The 16,466-nt window shown below is 69.8% G+C and carries 12 protein-coding genes; 3 read left to right on the forward strand and 9 right to left on the reverse strand.

Annotated elements, in window-relative coordinates; genetic code table 11:
* Positions 1 to 531 precede the first annotated feature (531 nt).
* The 3 genes from ACF06X_RS19070 to thyX form a co-directional block, all read right to left on the reverse strand.
* Positions 532 to 2,217, reverse strand: coding sequence for a ribonuclease J (locus tag ACF06X_RS19070; RefSeq protein ID WP_392288448.1), 1,686 nt, complete (start codon positions 2,215 to 2,217; stop codon positions 532 to 534).
* Positions 2,218 to 2,375: 158 nt separating this feature from the next.
* The gene (dapA, locus tag ACF06X_RS19075) at positions 2,376 to 3,275 is read right to left on the reverse strand and encodes a 4-hydroxy-tetrahydrodipicolinate synthase (RefSeq protein ID WP_392288449.1); all 900 of its coding nucleotides are present in this window, start codon (positions 3,273 to 3,275) and stop codon (positions 2,376 to 2,378) included.
* Positions 3,276 to 3,453: 178 nt separating this feature from the next.
* A complete protein-coding gene (thyX, locus tag ACF06X_RS19080) occupies positions 3,454 to 4,194 on the reverse strand; it encodes an FAD-dependent thymidylate synthase (protein ID WP_392288450.1) in 741 nt (246 codons plus the stop codon).
* 183 nt (positions 4,195 to 4,377) lie between these two features.
* On the opposite strand from thyX, the gene ACF06X_RS19085 reads away from it, so the two are divergent.
* Positions 4,378 to 4,617, forward strand: a complete 240-nt coding sequence (locus tag ACF06X_RS19085; RefSeq protein WP_158991127.1) for a hypothetical protein — start codon at positions 4,378 to 4,380, stop codon at positions 4,615 to 4,617.
* A 95-nt stretch (positions 4,618 to 4,712) separates the two neighbouring features.
* Positions 4,713 to 5,285 carry a hypothetical protein gene (locus ACF06X_RS19090; protein ID WP_392288451.1) on the forward strand — a complete coding sequence of 191 codons (573 nt, stop codon included), beginning with the start codon at positions 4,713 to 4,715 and terminating at the stop codon, positions 5,283 to 5,285.
* Here the strand turns inward: ACF06X_RS19090 and ACF06X_RS19095 are convergent.
* The 6 genes from ACF06X_RS19095 to eccD all read right to left on the reverse strand — a co-directional run bounded on the left by ACF06X_RS19095 (position 5,275) and on the right by eccD (position 12,336).
* Positions 5,275 to 5,727, reverse strand: a complete 453-nt coding sequence (locus ACF06X_RS19095) for a hypothetical protein (RefSeq protein ID WP_392288452.1) — start codon at positions 5,725 to 5,727, stop codon at positions 5,275 to 5,277. The genes ACF06X_RS19090 and ACF06X_RS19095 overlap by 11 nt on opposite strands.
* Before the next feature lie 5 nt (positions 5,728 to 5,732).
* On the reverse strand, positions 5,733 to 6,485 hold the full coding sequence (dapB, locus tag ACF06X_RS19100) for a 4-hydroxy-tetrahydrodipicolinate reductase (protein WP_392288453.1): 753 nt from the start codon (positions 6,483 to 6,485) through the stop codon (positions 5,733 to 5,735).
* 15 nt (positions 6,486 to 6,500) lie between these two features.
* Positions 6,501 to 7,880, reverse strand: a complete 1,380-nt coding sequence (locus ACF06X_RS19105) for a M16 family metallopeptidase (RefSeq protein WP_392288454.1) — start codon at positions 7,878 to 7,880, stop codon at positions 6,501 to 6,503.
* Positions 7,877 to 10,099, reverse strand: a complete 2,223-nt coding sequence (locus ACF06X_RS19110) for a polyribonucleotide nucleotidyltransferase (protein WP_392288455.1) — start codon at positions 10,097 to 10,099, stop codon at positions 7,877 to 7,879. Before ACF06X_RS19110 ends, ACF06X_RS19105 begins: the two co-directional genes overlap by 4 nt.
* 280 nt (positions 10,100 to 10,379) lie before the next feature.
* Positions 10,380 to 10,670 carry a 30S ribosomal protein S15 gene (gene rpsO, locus ACF06X_RS19115; protein ID WP_158991116.1) on the reverse strand — a complete coding sequence of 97 codons (291 nt, stop codon included), beginning with the start codon at positions 10,668 to 10,670 and terminating at the stop codon, positions 10,380 to 10,382.
* Between the two features lie 187 nt (positions 10,671 to 10,857).
* Positions 10,858 to 12,336 (reverse strand): type VII secretion integral membrane protein EccD, encoded by a 1,479-nt coding sequence (eccD, locus tag ACF06X_RS19120; protein ID WP_392288456.1) that lies wholly within the window; start codon positions 12,334 to 12,336, stop codon positions 10,858 to 10,860.
* A 171-nt stretch (positions 12,337 to 12,507) separates the two neighbouring features.
* Here eccD and eccCa point away from each other — a divergent pair, with 171 nt between their 5' ends.
* Positions 12,508 to 16,464, forward strand: coding sequence for a type VII secretion protein EccCa (gene eccCa, locus ACF06X_RS19125; protein WP_392288457.1), 3,957 nt, complete (start codon positions 12,508 to 12,510; stop codon positions 16,462 to 16,464).
* Positions 16,465 to 16,466: the final 2 nt, after the last annotated feature.

A 16,466-nucleotide genomic window follows, 5' to 3' on the forward strand; every position in this document is an offset into this window, starting at 1 on the left:
CTCCGTGAATGTTTACCCGTAATCGGGTGCGCACACACGAGAGCGGAACGATCGGTCGGAATAGGACCGGTCGTTCACAGCGTCCTCGCTGTGTTTCGCCTTCCCGAAGGAAGGACTTTCAAAGGAACCTCGCCATCCGAAGATGGACGGGGTATCAACTAATCTGGCGTTGATTTTTGGCACGCTGTTGAGTTCTCAAGGAACGGACGCTTCCTTCGTACTCACCCTCTCGGGCTTTCCTCCGGGCTTTTCCCTTCGGTCTTTCGTGTTTCCAGCTTAGCAGACCCGTTTTCCGTTTCCGCCACCCGCTGGAGCGGGCTTGCCGTTCCGGGTATTCGCTTTCGCGCTTTCCCTTTCCGGCGGCTCCGACTTTATCAGAAGTTCTGAGTCGGATTTCCCGCCCCTCTCGTTCACCCGTTCGTGGCACACAGAGGTGCCGGGGTTCCCGATCTGGCGGAGCCGTAAACGTACTGGAGCGGGGCGCCCCGATGCAAATCGAGGCGCCCCGCTCCTGGTTGGGGGGTTCGAGGGTCAGACTTCGACGACCACCGGGAGGATCATCGGGCGCCGGCGGTAGGTGTCCGAGACCCACTTGCCGATGGTGCGCCGGATCAGCTGCTGGAGCTGGTGGGGCTCCATCACGCCGTCCTGGGCCGACTTGTTCAGGGCCTGCTCGACCTTCGGGATCACGGCGTCGAAGGCCGTGTCCTCGATGCCGGAGCCGCGGGCGTGGATGTAGGGCCCGCCGACGATCTTGCCGCTCGACGAGTCGACGACGACGAAGACCGAGATGATGCCCTCGTCGCCGAGGATGCGGCGGTCCTTGAGGTGGACTTCCGTGACGTCGCCGACCGAGAGGCCGTCGACGTACACGTAACCGGCCTGGACCTTGCCGACGATCCTCGCCTTGCCGTCGACCAGGTCGACGACGACGCCGTCCTCGGCGATGACGATGTGGTCCTTGGGGACACCCGTCATCGCGCCCAGCTCGGCGTTGGCGCGCAGGTGGCGCCATTCGCCGTGGACCGGCATCAGGTTCTTCGGCTTGCAGATGTTGTAGAAGTACAGCAGCTCGCCCGCCGAGGCGTGGCCCGAGACGTGGACCTTGGCGTTGCCCTTGTGGACGACGTGGGCGCCCCATCGGGTCAGGCCGTTGATCACGCGGTAGACCGCGTTCTCGTTGCCGGGGATGAGCGAGGAAGCCAGGATCACGGTGTCGCCGGGGACGATCCGGATCTGGTGATCGCGGTTGGCCATCCGGGACAGGGCGGCCATGGGCTCGCCCTGGGAGCCGGTGCAGACCAACACGACCTCGTCGTCCGGGAGGTCGTCCAGCGTCTTGACGTCGACGACCAGGCCGGCCGGGACCCGCAGATAGCCGAGGTCACGGGCGATGCCCATGTTCCGGACCATCGAGCGGCCGACGAAGGCCACCCGGCGTCCGTACTCGTGGGCGGCGTCGAGGATCTGCTGGATGCGGTGCACATGGCTGGCGAAGCTCGCCACGATGATGCGCTTCTGGGCGTTCGCGAAGACGTTCCGCAGGACGTTGGAGATGTCCTTCTCCGGCGGGACGAAGCCCGGGACCTCGGCGTTCGTCGAGTCCGAGAGGAGAAGGTCGATGCCTTCCTCGCTCAGGCGCGCGAACGCGTGCAGGTCGGTGAGCCGGCCGTCCAGCGGGAGCTGGTCCATCTTGAAGTCGCCGGTGTGCACCACCATGCCCGCGGGGGTGCGGATGGCGACGGCCAGCGCGTCCGGGATGGAGTGGTTGACCGCGATGAACTCGCAGTCGAAGGGTCCCAGCTGCTCGCGCTGCCCCTCGACGACCTCGAGGGTGTAGGGGCGGATGCGGTGCTCCTGGAGCTTGGCCTCGATCAGGGCGAGGGTCAGCTTGGAGCCGATGAGCGGGATGTCCGGCTTGAGCCGGAGCAGGTACGGGACGGCACCGATGTGGTCCTCGTGGCCGTGCGTGAGCACGATGCCCTCGACCTGGTCGAGGCGGTCCCGGATGGTGGTGAAATCGGGCAGGATCAGGTCGATGCCCGGCTGCTCCTCCTCGGGGAAGAGGACGCCGCAGTCGACGATCAGCAGCCGGCCGTCGAACTCGAAGACCGTCATGTTGCGGCCGATCTCACCGAGCCCGCCGAGCGGGGTGACGCGCAGGCCGCCCTTGGGCAGCTTCGGCGGGGCGCCGAGTTCAGGATGCGGATGACTCAAAAGACTCTCCTCACCACACACGCCACGTACCGCGTGGGCACGTGGCGCGCATGACATTCGTGCACTTGCTGTTGTGTGTTTTCGGAGATCTCGTCGGACGTCGGACCGCTCGGGTCGCGGGCGTCCGCAGATCGGATATTCAGTTGTGAAGTCTTTTGCTAGAGCTCTACCCCGCCGGCGGCGAGATCGAGCTTGAGCTGGGCGGTTTCCTCGGGGGAAAGCTCCACGAGCGGGAGGCGCAGGGGGCCGGCCGGGAGGCCCTGGAGTTCAAGGGCCGCCTTGGTGGTGATCACGCCCTGGGTGCGGAACATGCCGGTGAAGACCGGGAGCAGCTGCTGGTGGATCTCGGTGGCCTTCTGGACGTCGCCGTTGAGGTGGGCGTCCAGGAGGGCGCGGAGTTCCGGTGTGACGACGTGGCCGACGACGGAGACGAAGCCGCAGGCGCCCACGGAGAGCAGCGGCAGGTTGAGCATGTCGTCGCCGGAGTACCAGGCGAGGCCGGACCGGGCGATGGCCCAGCTGGCGCGGCCGAGGTCGCCCTTGGCGTCCTTGTTGGCGACGATCCGGGGGTGCTCGGCGAGGCGGACGATCGTCTCGGTGTCGATGGGGACGCCGCTGCGGCCGGGGATGTCGTAGAGCATCACGGGCAGGCCGGTGGCGTCGGCGATGGCCGAGAAGTGCCGGTACAGGCCCTCTTGCGGGGGCTTGTTGTAGTACGGGGTGACGGCGAGCAGGCCATGAGCGCCGTCACGTTCGGCGGTGCGGGCGAGCTCGATGGAGTGGTGGGTGTCGTTGGTGCCGATGCCGGCGACGACGTGGGCGCGGTCTCCGACCGCCTCGAGGACCGCTCGTACCAGCTCCGATTTCTCCGCGTCGCTGGTGGTCGGGGACTCGCCGGTGGTGCCGTTGATGACGAGGCCGTCGTTGCCTGCGTCCACCAGATGGGCGGCGAGTCGCTGGGCACCGTCGAGGTCGAGTGCGCCGTCCGCCGTGAAGGGCGTGACCATGGCGGTGAGGACCCGCCCGAAGGGGGTCTGCGGAGTGGAGATCGGAGCCATGGGTAACACGCTACTCGCTGCTCAACGCCGGGTGTCCCCTAGGGGGACGTGAGAAGAGGAGCCCGGCACTGCCTGCTCGGGGGTTCAAGCAGTGCCGGGTCCGTTTGATCAGCCTAGATGAACTTCGTGAAACGTCGCAATACGGACACTTCGCGCGACGGGATCGTACATCTGTGCGCTATGGGGCCACACGGCCGTTCTTGTTGAAGGCTGCGTGGGTCAGCGGCATGAGGCGCGACCAGTGCTCTTCCATCTTCTCGCCGACCATCTCGATCTCACGCTGTGGGAAGGAGGGGACCTTGGCGAGCTCGTGCTGGGTGCGCAGACCGAGGAAGTGCATCAGCGAGCGTGCGTTGCACGTGGCGTACATCGAGGAGAAGAGACCGACGGGCAGGACCGCGCGGGCGACCTCGCGGGCGACACCGGCGGCCAGCATCTCCTGGTACGCCTCGTACGCCTGGAGGTACGACGTCTCCATGGTGCGGCCGACCAGCTCCTGCTGGGCCTCCGTGCCCTCGACGAAGACGTACTTGCCGGGGCGGCCCTCCTGGACCAGCTTGCGGGAGGCGTCCGGGACGTAGAAGACCGGCTCCAGCTCCCGGTAGCGGCCCGACTCCTCGTTGTACGACCAGCCGACGCGGTGCCGCATGAACTCGCGGAAGACGAAGATCGGGGCGCTGATGAAGAACGTCATCGAGTTGTGCTCGAAGGGGCTGCCGTGCCGATCCCGCATGAGGTAGTTGATGAGCCCCTTGGACCGCTCGGGGTCCTTCTGCAGCTCCTCGAGCGACTGCTCGCCCGCGGTGGAGACGCGGGCCGCCCACAGCACGTCCGAGTCGGCGGCGCTGTGCTTCACCAGCTCGACGGTCACATCACTGCGGAAACTGGGCTTGAGATCTTCTGCGGGGGTGGTGCTCACCGGCGGGTCCTTCCCATTGCGTCGCTCGGGCGGCGCCCACTTTACGGGGAGCCACCGACAGCGGACCCGTGCACCCACCCGAGGGGCTTTCTTCGGTCAATCCGTGGAAATCGGGCACCGAACGGCGACTTTGATCGTCTCTCCCTGTGACACCGAACACCACGAGCTCAAGGAGTGTTTTCCATGTTCAGCCGGCGAGAAGCCGTCCCGTTCGCGTTCGTCGCCGAGGCCGACCGCTTCCGCAGTAACGTCACTCCGCCGCCTCGGGAGCGCCTCAGCGTCTCCCAGCTCGCGGGCCGTACGCTGGTCGGGCTGACCGTCGTGGCCGGTCTCGTCGGGTCGCTGCTCTTCGGAATGCCCTCGCTCCAGTCGGGCGCCGCCGAGAGCCACCGACAGCAGTCCGAGGCCTCCGACGCCCGTTGATTCAGTACGGCCCCCTGGGGTGGCCCGGTCGAGACCCCCTGGGTAGCCTCACCGGGCACAGCCCCTTCGAGCGTGCTTGTGAGTGAGGACCTGTCGTGCCCCTGCCTTTTCTGACGGCCGACCGCGCTTTTGACGCGTCCGACGACGTCGCGCTGCCGTTCGACGACCACGACCAGTGGCGTCGTCCCTACCGGCCCGGCTCCTGGCGGGTCGGTGCGGCGGCGCTCGCGCTGCTCTTCGCCTCGTTCGTGCTCCTCGCGGCGGTCATCATCGCGGCCGCGGGGGCGGCGCCCGGCGCGGTCGTCACGTTCGGTCTGGCGGCGCTGATCATCGCCTCCGCGCTGCGCATGCTGCGGGTGGGTGTCTGGGTGAGCCGCCACGGCGTGCGGCGCGTGGGGTTCCTCGCGAACACGACGGTGGCCTGGGGGCAGGTGGCCGAGGTGCGCACCGCGCAGCAGCCGGTGCGCTGGCTGGGGCTGCCCCGCACCGTGCAGGGCCAGGCCCTGATCCTCGTACGGCAGGGTGGTGAGCAGATCACTCTGCTCACCGACCACAATGCCGACTTCCTCTCCCGCGTCGAGGCGTTCGACCGCGCGGCCGACACGGTCGAGGCCTGGACCGCCGAGTACGGCGTCGTGCCGCCCGTCGCGGTCGCCGCTACGCGCTGACCGTACGGCCCGCGTGCAGGGCGATCGCGCGCTGCATCGCCTTGCGGGCGCGCGGGGTGTCGCGGGCGTCGTGATAGGCGACCGCCAGCCGGAACCAGCAGCGCCAGTCCTCGGGTGACTCCTCGGTCTCCGCGCGCCGCCGGGCGAACACCTCGTCGGCCGAGTCGCGGTCGATCCGGCCGCCCGGTGTGCGCTTCAGCTCGTCCACGGGCAGGCCGCCCTCGGCCTCCAGCTCGCGGGCGAGCCGCTGCGCGCCGCGGGCGAAGCGGGTGTTCTTCCAGAGGAACCAGCCGCCGACGCCGGGCAGCAGGAACGCGACCGCGCCCATGCCCATGGCGGCCGGTTCGCCGGTCAGCAGGAGGAGTACGCCCTCCATCGCCACCACCGCGAAGACGAGCACGAGGATGGTGGCGAGGAAGAAGTACGTGATCTTTCCGCCCATGGCCGTCAGCCCAGGTCCAGGAAGTGCTCCAGGCCGAAGGTGAGGCCCGGAGTCGTGACCACGCGGCGGGCGCCCAGGAGGATGCCCGGCATGAAGCTGGAGTGGTGCAGCGAGTCGTGGCGGACGGTCAGGGTCTCGCCCTCGCCGCCGAGCAGCACCTCCTGGTGGGCCAGCAGGCCCCTCAGGCGGACGGCGTGGACCGGGACGCCGTCCACGTTCGCGCCGCGGGCCCCGTCCAGGGCGGTCGCGGTGGCGTCCGGCTGGGCGCCGAGGCCGGCCTCGGCGCGGGCGGCGGCGATCAGCTGGGCCGTGCGGGTGGCGGTGCCGCTGGGGGCGTCGACCTTGTTCGGGTGGTGCAGCTCCACGACCTCGACCGACTCGAAGTACGGGGCCGCGATCTGGGCGAACTTCATGGTCAGGACGGCGCCGATGGAGAAGTTCGGGGCGATCAGGACGCCGGTCTCCGGGGAGGCGGCGAGCCAGGTGTTCAGCCGCGCGAGGCGGTCCTCGGTCCAGCCGGTGGTGCCGACGACCGCGTGGATGCCGTGGCGTACGCAGAAGTCGAGGTTGTCCATCACCGAGGCGGGGGTGGTCAGCTCGACCGCGACCTGGGCGCCCGTCTCGGCGAGCGTCTCCAGCTTGTCGCCGCGGCCGAGCGCCGCGACCAGTTCCATGTCCTCGGCGGCCTCGACGGCCCGTACGGCCTCGGAGCCGATGCGGCCCTGGGCTCCGAGGACCGCCACGCGCAGCTTGCTCATTGCTCTGAACTCTCTCTAGGAGACGGATTCGTGCAGGCGTGCCGCCTGCTTGTCCTTCATCGGCCCTATGACGGACAGCGAGGGCCGCTGTCCGAGCACATCACGGGCGACCTCCCGGATCTCGTCCGGGGTGACCGCCGCGATGCGGGCGAGCATGTCGTCGACCGACATCTGGCTGCCCCAGCACAGCTCGCTCTTGCCGATGCGGTTCATCAGCGCGCCGGTGTCCTCCAGGCCGAGGACGGTCGAGCCGGAGAGCTGGCCGATGGCGCGGGCGATCTCGTCGTCGGACAGGCCGTCCGCGGCCACCTTGTCGAGCTCGTCCCGGCAGATCTTCAGCACGTCGTGGACCTGGCCCGGGCGGCAGCCCGCGTACACGCCGAAGAGGCCGCAGTCGGCGAAGCCGGAGGTGTACGAGTACACGCTGTAGGCCAGGCCGCGCTTCTCGCGGACCTCCTGGAAGAGGCGGGAGGACATGCCGCCGCCGAGCGCGGTGTTCAGCACGCCGAGCGCCCAGCGGCGCTCGTCGGTACGGGCGAGGCCCGGCATGCCGAGGACCACGTGGGCCTGTTCGGTCTTACGGCCGAGGACCTCGACGCGGCCCGCGGTGCGGATGGTGCGCCGGCCCTCGCGGGGACCGACCGGCAGCGCGTCGGTACGGGTGAGGGCGCCGGCCTTCTCGAAGGCGCGGCGGACCTGGCGTACCACCGTGGCGTGGTCGACGTTGCCCGCGGCCGCGACGACCAGGTGGGTCGGGTCGTAGTGCTTCTTGTAGAAGCGGGCGATCCGGCCGCGGTCGAGGTCGTTGATGGTGTCGACGGTGCCCAGGACCGGGCGGCCGAGCGGGGTGTCGCCGAACATGGTGTGCGCGAACAGGTCGTGCACGACGTCGCCCGGGTCGTCCTCGGTCATCGCGATCTCTTCGAGGATGACGCCGCGCTCGGCGTCCACGTCCTCCTGGAGGATCAGCGAGCCGGTCAGCATGTCGCAGACGACGTCGATCGCCAGCGGCAGGTCGGTGTCGAGGACCCGCGCGTAGTAGCAGGTGTACTCCTTCGCCGTGAAGGCGTTCATCTCGCCGCCGACCGCGTCGAGCGCGGCGGAGATGTCGAGGGCGCTGCGCTTCTTGGTGCCCTTGAAGAGGAGGTGTTCCAGGTAGTGCGTGGCGCCGTTGAGGGTGGGCGTCTCGTCGCGGGAGCCGACGTGCGCCCAGATGCCGAAGGTTGCGGAGCGTACGGAGGGCAGCGTCTCGGTGACGACGCGCAGGCCGCCGGGGAGGGTCGTGCGGCGGACCGTGCCGATGCCGTCCTTGCCCGGGAGAAGCGTTTGGGTACGGGCGACGGCCCGCCCCTCCGAGGAGGGGCGGGCCGTCGTCGCGGAACTACGGGACGTCACTGGTCGGTGTCGTCCTTCGCGTCGTCGGCGGCGCCGTCCTCGTCCGCCATGACGGGGACGAGGGAGAGCTTGCCGCGCTGGTCGATCTCGGCGATCTCGACCTGGACCTTGGAGCCGACCGCGAGCACGTCCTCGACGTTCTCCACGCGCTTGCCACCGGCGAGCTTGCGGATCTGCGAGATGTGCAGCAGACCGTCCTTGCCGGGCATCAGGGAGACGAACGCACCGAAGGTGGTGGTCTTGACGACCGTACCCAGGTAGCGCTCGCCGACCTCCGGCATGGTCGGGTTGGCGATGCCGTTGATCGTGGCGCGGGCGGCCTCGGCCTGCGAGCCCTGGGCGGCACCGATGTAGATGGTGCCGTCGTCCTCGATCGTGATGTCGGCGCCGGTGTCCTCCTGGATCTGGTTGATCATCTTGCCCTTGGGGCCGATGACCTCACCGATCTTGTCCACCGGGATCTTGACGGTGATGATGCGCGGCGCGTTCGGGGACATCTCGTCCGGAACGTCGATCGCCTCGTTCATCACGTCGAGGATGTGCAGACGCGCGTCACGGGCCTGCTTCAGCGCGGCGGCCAGGACCGAGGCGGGGATGCCGTCGAGCTTGGTGTCGAGCTGGAGCGCGGTGACGAAGGTCTTCGTACCGGCGACCTTGAAGTCCATGTCACCGAACGCGTCCTCGGCACCGAGGATGTCGGTGAGGGCGACGTAGTGGGTCTTGCCGTCGATCTCCTCGGAGATCAGGCCCATGGCGATACCGGCGACGGGGGCCTTGAGCGGCACACCGGCGTTCAGCAGCGACATGGTGGAGGCGCAGACCGAGCCCATGGACGTCGAGCCGTTGGAGCCGAGGGCCTCGGACACCTGGCGGATCGCGTAGGGGAACTCCTCGCGCGTCGGCAGCACCGGCACGATGGCGCGCTCGGCGAGCGCGCCGTGGCCGATCTCGCGGCGCTTGGGCGAGCCCACGCGGCCGGTCTCACCGACGGAGTACGGCGGGAAGTTGTAGTTGTGCATGTAGCGCTTGCGGGTCACCGGGGAGAGGGTGTCCAGCTGCTGCTCCATGCGGAGCATGTTGAGGGTGGTGACGCCCAGGATCTGGGTCTCGCCACGCTCGAAGAGCGCCGAGCCGTGCACGCGCGGGATGGCCTCGACCTCGGCGGCGAGCGTACGGATGTCCGTGATGCCGCGGCCGTCGATGCGGACCTTGTCCTTGATGATCCGCTCGCGGACCAGCTTCTTGGTCAGCGCGCGATAGGCGCCCGAGATCTCCTTCTCGCGGCCTTCGAAGGCCGGGAGGAGCTTCTCGGCGGCGAGCTCCTTGATGCGGTCGAGCTCGGTCTCGCGCTCCTGCTTGCCGGCGATGGTGAGCGCCTGGGCGAGCTCGCTCTTGACCGCGGCGGTGAGCGCCTCCAGGACGTCGTCCTGGTAGTCGAGGAAGACCGGGAACTCGCCGACCGGCTTGGCGGCCTTGGCGGCGAGGTCCGACTGGGCCTTGCAGAGGACCTTGATGAAGGGCTTCGCGGCCTCGAGACCGGCGGCGACGACCTCCTCGGTCGGCGCCTCGGCGCCGCCCTTGACGAGCTCGATCGTCTTCTCGGTTGCCTCGGCCTCGACCATCATGATCGCGACGTCGCCGTCCTCGAGGACGCGACCGGCGACGACCATGTCGAAGACGGCGTCCTCGAGCTCGGTGTGCGTCGGGAACGCGACCCACTGGCCCTTGATCAGGGCGACACGGGTGCCGCCGATCGGGCCGGAGAAGGGCAGGCCGGCCAGCTGCGTGGAGCAGGAGGCGGCGTTGATCGCGACCACGTCGTAGAGGTGGTCGGGGTTGAGCGCCATGATCGTCTCGACGATCTGGATCTCGTTGCGCAGGCCCTTCTTGAAGGAGGGGCGCAGCGGCCGGTCGATCAGGCGGCAGGTGAGGACCGCGTCCTCGGAGGGGCGGCCCTCCCGGCGGAAGAAGGAGCCGGGGATCTTGCCGGCCGCGTACATCCGCTCCTCGACGTCCACCGTGAGGGGGAAGAAGTCGAGCTGGTCCTTGGGCTTCTTCGACGCGGTGGTGGCCGAGAGGACCATCGTGTCGTCGTCGAGGTACGCGACGGCGGAGCCGGCGGCCTGCTTGGCGAGGCGGCCCGTCTCGAAGCGGATGGTGCGGGTGCCGAAGGCGCCGTTGTCGATGACGGCCTCGGCGTAGTGGGTCTCGTTCTCCACTATGGGTTTCTCCTACGTGTTCGTCTTTTCGTCCGTCGGCCCGTGTGGCCGGGGACGGTGGCGGAGGAGAAGCGCACCTTCGGGTGCGGGCCGGTCTTCGATCGAAGCACCCGGGATCAGTGGTCCGGGGGCCACTACCGAGGACCGGCGGCCTGCCGGTGGCTTCTCGCTCGTGGAAATGTGGCGTTGTGCGTCCAGACTAAGTGCCGGTCGGCACATCGCGCACGTACAGCAAAGGGAGCGGCCCCCTAAAAGTGGGAACCGCTCCCTTCACGGCGTCTTACTTGGCACCGCCGGCCGCACCGCGGCGGATGCCGAGGCGGTCGACCAGGGCGCGGAAGCGCTGGATGTCCTTCTTGGCCAGGTACTGCAGGAGGCGGCGACGCTGGCCGACCAGGATCAGCAGACCACGACGGGAGTGGTGGTCGTGCTTGTGCTGCTTGAGGTGCTCGGTCAGGTCCGAGATGCGGCGGGAGAGCATCGCGACCTGGACCTCGGGGGAGCCGGTGTCGCCCTCCTTGGTGCCGAACTCGGCCATGATCTGCTTCTTCGTAGCGGCGTCGAGAGACACTCGGTACTCCTCTTGGTGTTCGTGCGTCCGCGAGTGCCCCTGGTCTGGTTCTCAGGGGAGCTTCCGTGACTCGGCGGGCGAAGGTCCGATGGGCGCAGCTTCCAGAGCTTCGAGCTTCCGGGAGCGCGTACACAAACGGCCGTCACACAGCGTACCAGCCCCGGGGAGCGGCCCCGCCCGGCCCTCTTTACTTGCTGGTGAGGGACCGGGCCGCCATGAAGACGTCGAGGACGGCGAGGCAGAGCGGGACCAGGGAGAGCAGGACGAAGCCCTCGGCCAGGTCGAGCAGGCGGCCCCAGAAGGGCGAGAGGCCCTTCCTCGGGATGATCAGGCCGATGGCCGTGAGCAGGGCGGCGCCCGCCGCGACGGCCGCGGTGAGCCAGATCGTACGGATGTCCAGGCCGCCGCGGTCCCCGTACATCAGGAGGTCCTTGACCAGGTCGGCCGGCGGGTTCAGGGAGAGGCCGAGGATCAGCAGCGCGATCGCGGCGATGCCGGCGACCAGGACGCAGGCGACCTGTGAGGTGTAGCGGAAGAGCCGGGCGCGCAGCAGCATCGCGAGGCCCGCGGCGAAGGCGAGGAGCTGACCCCAGACGTTGCCGGCGAAGCCGAGGACGGCCGCGGAGCCGACGACGACCGCGGCGCAGCCGCCGACCAGGCCGAGGAGCATCTCGTGGCCGCGGCGGGCCTGGAGCGCGATGCGCTCGCCGTCGACGGGGCGGCCCTCCTCGGGGGCGGGCTGGTTCGGGTCGGCGTGGAACTCGTCGTCGGTGGCGCTGCGCGGGGAGGCGTAGCCGATGGGCAGCCGGGCGAAGCGGGCGGAAAGGCCGGGGAGGAAGGCGACGAGGCCGATGGCGACGGGGGCGCAGACGGCGGCGGTCTCGGTGGCGGAGGACTCGGTGACGATCGCCAGGAAGGTGGCGAGGGTGCCGACCGTGGCGAGGAAGGTCGCGGCGACGAAGGGGGCGTCACCGCTGGGGGTGAGCGCGACGAGGGTGACGGAGGCGACCAGGACGGTCACGCAGCCGAGGAGGAACTGGAGCCGGCCGGGGCCCTGGCCGGCGTCGGGGCCGACGATCCCGGAGCCCGCGATCAGCAGGAGCGGGAGGGCGCCGAGACCGAGGGCGACGGCGGTGGCGCGGTCCTTGTAGACCCGGGCGCGCACTCCGGCGAAGGCGGTGAGCAGGACGCCGGCGGCGCCCGCGACGACGCCGGGGAGGCTGTTCATGTCGTGGCGGACCGGGTCGGCGAACCAGAGCACGAAGCCCATCAGGACGAGCAGCAGGACGCCGCCGAGGAGGCCGGCGCCGCGCAGGAGGTCGTCGCTCCACAGGTGCCGGTCGCGGGTGACGGCGGAGGCGACGGCGTCGGAGACGTCGTCGAAGACGGCGGGCGGCAGCGACTGGGCGAACGGGCGCAGCGAGAGGACCTCACCGTCGAGCACCTGCTGGGCGGCGAGCGTGCGGGCGCCGTCGAGGACCGAACCGTCGCGCCGGACGAGGTGGTAGCCGGTCGGCTCGCCCGCCGACTGGGTCTGGCCGGTGAGCCGCAGGATCTCCGGATAGACGTCGGCGACGGCGATGTCCTCGGGGAGTGCGACGTCGATACGACTGTCCGGCGCCACGACGGTGACGCGGCAGAAGCCGGTCGCTGCGGTCGTACTCACGTGTCTGGACCCCCTGATTCGCGGTTGCGCACAGTGCGCGCGCCACCCTACCGGGGACGGGTGTCGGTCGCTGCAAGTAGGATCGCGGTCTCGGGGGAGGCCGTCGCCGACGGGGGCGCCGGTGCGGAACTCCCGCACGAAGTCGGCCCGTAACGAGGGATTGATGCGCCGGTGAGCCAGATCGTCGTCAAACGCCCGCCGAGGTCCCTTCCTCCGGAAGTACCCAGCGAGGAACTGGTCCTGGAGTCCCCGCCGGAGCTGCCGCGGGGTCAGCAGGAGGGCATTCTCATGCAGCTCCTGCCGATGCTCGGCATGGGTTCGTCGGTGGTGTTCTTCTTCATGCCGGGCGCGCATCCGTTCATGCGCATCATGGGCATTCTGATGCTGGTCTCGACGGTCGGCATGGTGATCGCCCAGCTCGTGCGGTTCCGCAAGGGTACGCAGGGGCAAATTGCCGATGTCCGGCGCGACTACCTCAAATACCTCGCGCAGACCCGGCGTACGGTCCGGCGGACGGCACGCAGGCAGCGCGACGCGCAGCTGTACCTGCACCCCTCCCCCGAGCAGTTGTGGTCGGTGGTGGCCGAGGGCTCGCGGGTGTGGGAACGCCGGGTGGGCGACAAGGACTTCGGTCAGGTACGGATCGGGCTCGGCGCCCAGCAGTTGGCGACGCCGCTGGTGGCGCCGGACACGGCCCCGGTGGACGAGCTGGAGCCGCTGTGCGCGGGCGCGATGCAGCAGTTCCTCGCGGTGCACGGCTCGTTGGACGGGCTGCCGATGGCGGTCTCGATGCGCGCCTTCTACCACGTGACGGTCTCCGGTGACCCGGAGGCGGCGCAGGCAGCGGCGCGCGCCCTGGTCTCCCAGCTGGTGACGCTGCACTCCCCCGAGGACATGATGGTCGCGGTGGTGGCGGCCCGGGGTGCCCAGGAGCGCTGGGACTGGACGAAGTGGCTGCCGCACACGCAGGTGCCAGGGCAGGTCGACGGGGCGGGCACGAAGCGGCTGTTCGGCGACGACCTCGGTGAGCTGGAGTCGCTGATCCGCTCGCGGCTCGACGGCCGTCCCCGCTTCAGCCGGGACAACCAGCCGGTCCTGGACCAGCCGCATGTCGTGGTCGTCCTGGACGGCGGGATGGTGCCGCCGGACTCGCTGCTCGCGGCGCCCGAGGGGCTCCAGGGTGTGACCATCGTCGAGGTGGTCTCCGGTGAGCTGGACGAGCCGCGCGGCGGCCTGTCGGTGGTGGTACGGCCGGGCCGGCTGCGCCTGGAATCGGGCGGCGGTTTCGCCTACGAGGGTGTGCCGGACGGGATCTCACTGCCGGCCGCCGAGGCGCTGGCGCGGCAGCTGGCGCCGCTGCGGATGGGCGGCGGGGACGACGACGAACCGCTGCTGGCCAACCTGGACTTCACGGACCTGCTGAACCTGGGCGACGCCGCGTCGGTGGACGTGGCGCGGACCTGGCGACCCCGTTCGGTGGCCGAGCGGCTGCGGGTGCCGATCGGTGTCGGCGAGGACGGCCAGCCGGTCATGCTGGACCTCAAGGAGGCCGCACAGGAGGGCATGGGCCCGCACGGTCTGTGCGTGGGCGCGACCGGTTCCGGCAAGTCGGAGCTGCTGCGCACCCTGGTGCTCGGTCTGGCGGTGACGCACTCCTCCGAGACGCTGAACTTCGTCCTCGCGGACTTCAAGGGCGGTGCGACGTTCGCGGGCATGTCCCAGATGCCGCACGTGGCGGCCGTCATCACCAACCTCGCCGACGACCTCACCCTCGTCGACCGCATGGGCGACGCGATCCGCGGTGAGCTGCAGCGCCGTCAGGAGCTGCTGCGCTCGGCGGGCAACTACGCCAACATCCACGACTACGAGAAGGCGCGGGCGGCGGGTGCGCCGCTCGAGCCGCTGGCCTCGCTCGTCCTCGTCATCGACGAGTTCTCCGAACTCCTCACCGCCAAGCCGGACTTCATCGACATGTTCATCCAGATCGGCCGCATCGGCCGCTCCCTGGGTGTGCATCTGCTGCTCGCCTCGCAGCGCCTGGAAGAGGGCAAGCTCCGCGGCCTCGACACGTACCTCTCGTACCGGATCGGTCTGCGGACGTTCTCGGCGGCCGAGTCGCGTACGGCGATCGGTGTGCCGGACGCGTACCACCTGCCGTCGGTGCCGGGCTCGGGCTATCTGAAGTTCGGTACGGACGAGATGACCCGCTTCAAGGCGGCGTACGTCTCGGGGACGTACCGGACGGGCGGGCCGCGCCTGACGGCCGGGCAGATCCCGATCGAGCGGCGTCCGGCGCTCTTCACGGCCTCGCCGGTGCCGGTGGTGTACGCGGCGCCCGACCCGGCGTATCTGACGGCCCAGCGCGAGGAGGAGGACGACGCGCTCGCGGACACCGTCCTCGACGTGATCGTGCGGCGCCTGGAGGGGCAGGGCGTACCGGCCCACCAGGTGTGGCTGCCGCCGCTGGACCAGGCGCCCTCGCTCGACCAGCTGTTGCCGGGTCTCGCGCAGACCGCGGACCGCGGTCTGACGGCGACGGAGTACACGCGTCCGGGCGGTCTGACGGTCCCGCTCGGCCTGATCGACAAGCCCTTCGAGCAGCGGCGTGAGGTGCTGTACCGGGACTTCTCCGGCGCGGCGGGCCACATGATGGTGGTCGGCGGTCCGCAGTCCGGCAAGTCGACGCTGATGCGGACGCTGATCTCGTCGTTCGCGCTCACCCACACCCCGGCCGAGGTGCAGTTCTACGCGCTGGACTTCGGCGGCGGCGGCATGGTGTCGCTGGCCGACCTGCCGCACGTGGGCGGGGTGGCGTCCCGGCTTGACCCCGAGCGGGTGCGGCGGACGGTCGCCGAGGTCCTCGGTGTGCTGAACCGGCGCGAGGAGTTCTTCCGGTCGCACTCCATCGACTCGATCGCCACCTACCGGCGCAAGCGCGCCGCGGGCGAACTGCCGGGCGAGGCCTGGGGCGACGTCTTCCTGGTCATCGACGGCTGGGGCGGTTTCCGCAACGACTACGACATGCTGGAGCCGGTCGTCTCGGACATCGCGGCACGCGGTCTGGGCTACGGCATCCACGTGGTGATCACCGCGGCCCGGTACATGGAGGTGCGGGCCGCTCTTAAGGACCAGATGCTGGGGCGTCTCGAGCTGCGGCTCGGTGACGTGATGGACTCCGAGTTCGACCGGAAGGTCGCGGCGAACGTCCCGCCGGGCGTTCCGGGCCGTGGCCAGGTGCCGGAGAAGCTGCACTTCATGGGCGCGCTGCCGAGGATCGACGGGTCGAGCTCGGCGGTGGACCTCTCGGAGGGCACGGCGGCGTTCGTGCAGGCGGCGAAGAGCGCCTGGACCGGGGCGCCCGCTCCGGCGGTGCGGCTCCTGCCGCGGCGGCTGCCGGCGGAGCAGCTCCCGAAGGGCTTCGAGTACCCGCAGCACGGCATCGCGATCGGCATCGACGAGACGAACCTGGAGCCGGTGTTCGTCGACTTCGAGACCGACCCGTTCTTCCTGATCTTCGGTGAGAGCGAGTCCGGCAAGACGGCGCTGCTGCGGCTGATCGCCAAGCAGCTGTGCGAGCGGTACACGCCGGAGCAGGCGCGGATCGTGGTCGGCGACTACCGGCGCACGATGCTGGAGGCGGTCGCGCCCTCGCACCTGCTGGAGTACGCGCCGATGGCGTCCGCCATGCAGATGCACATGGACGCGATCAACACGGTGATGACGAAGCGGGCCCCGAAGCCGGACATCACCCCGCAGCAGCTGCGGGACCGCAGCTGGTGGACGGGACCGCAGCTGTTCGTGCTGATCGACGACTTCGAGCTGGTGGCGACGAACTCGGGCAACCCGCTGCAGGTCCTGGTGGACAACCTGCCGTTCGCGCGGGACGTCGGCATCCGCTTCATCGTGGCGCGCAGCGCCGCGGGCGCGTCGCGGGCGATGTACGAGCCGTTCATGCAGCGTGCCAAGGAGCTGGGCGCCCAGGGCGTCATCCTCTCCGGCGACCCGGGCGAGGGCGACATCCTCGGCAACGTCCGCGCACGGCCGATGCCTCCGGGCCGTGGCACGTTCGTCTCCCGCAAGCGGGGGACGCCGCTGGTGCAGCTCGGCTGGATGCCGGACCAGCACTAGGG

The organism is Streptomyces sp. NPDC015346 (assembly GCF_043078785.1).
GTDB lineage: Bacteria > Actinomycetota > Actinomycetes > Streptomycetales > Streptomycetaceae > Streptomyces.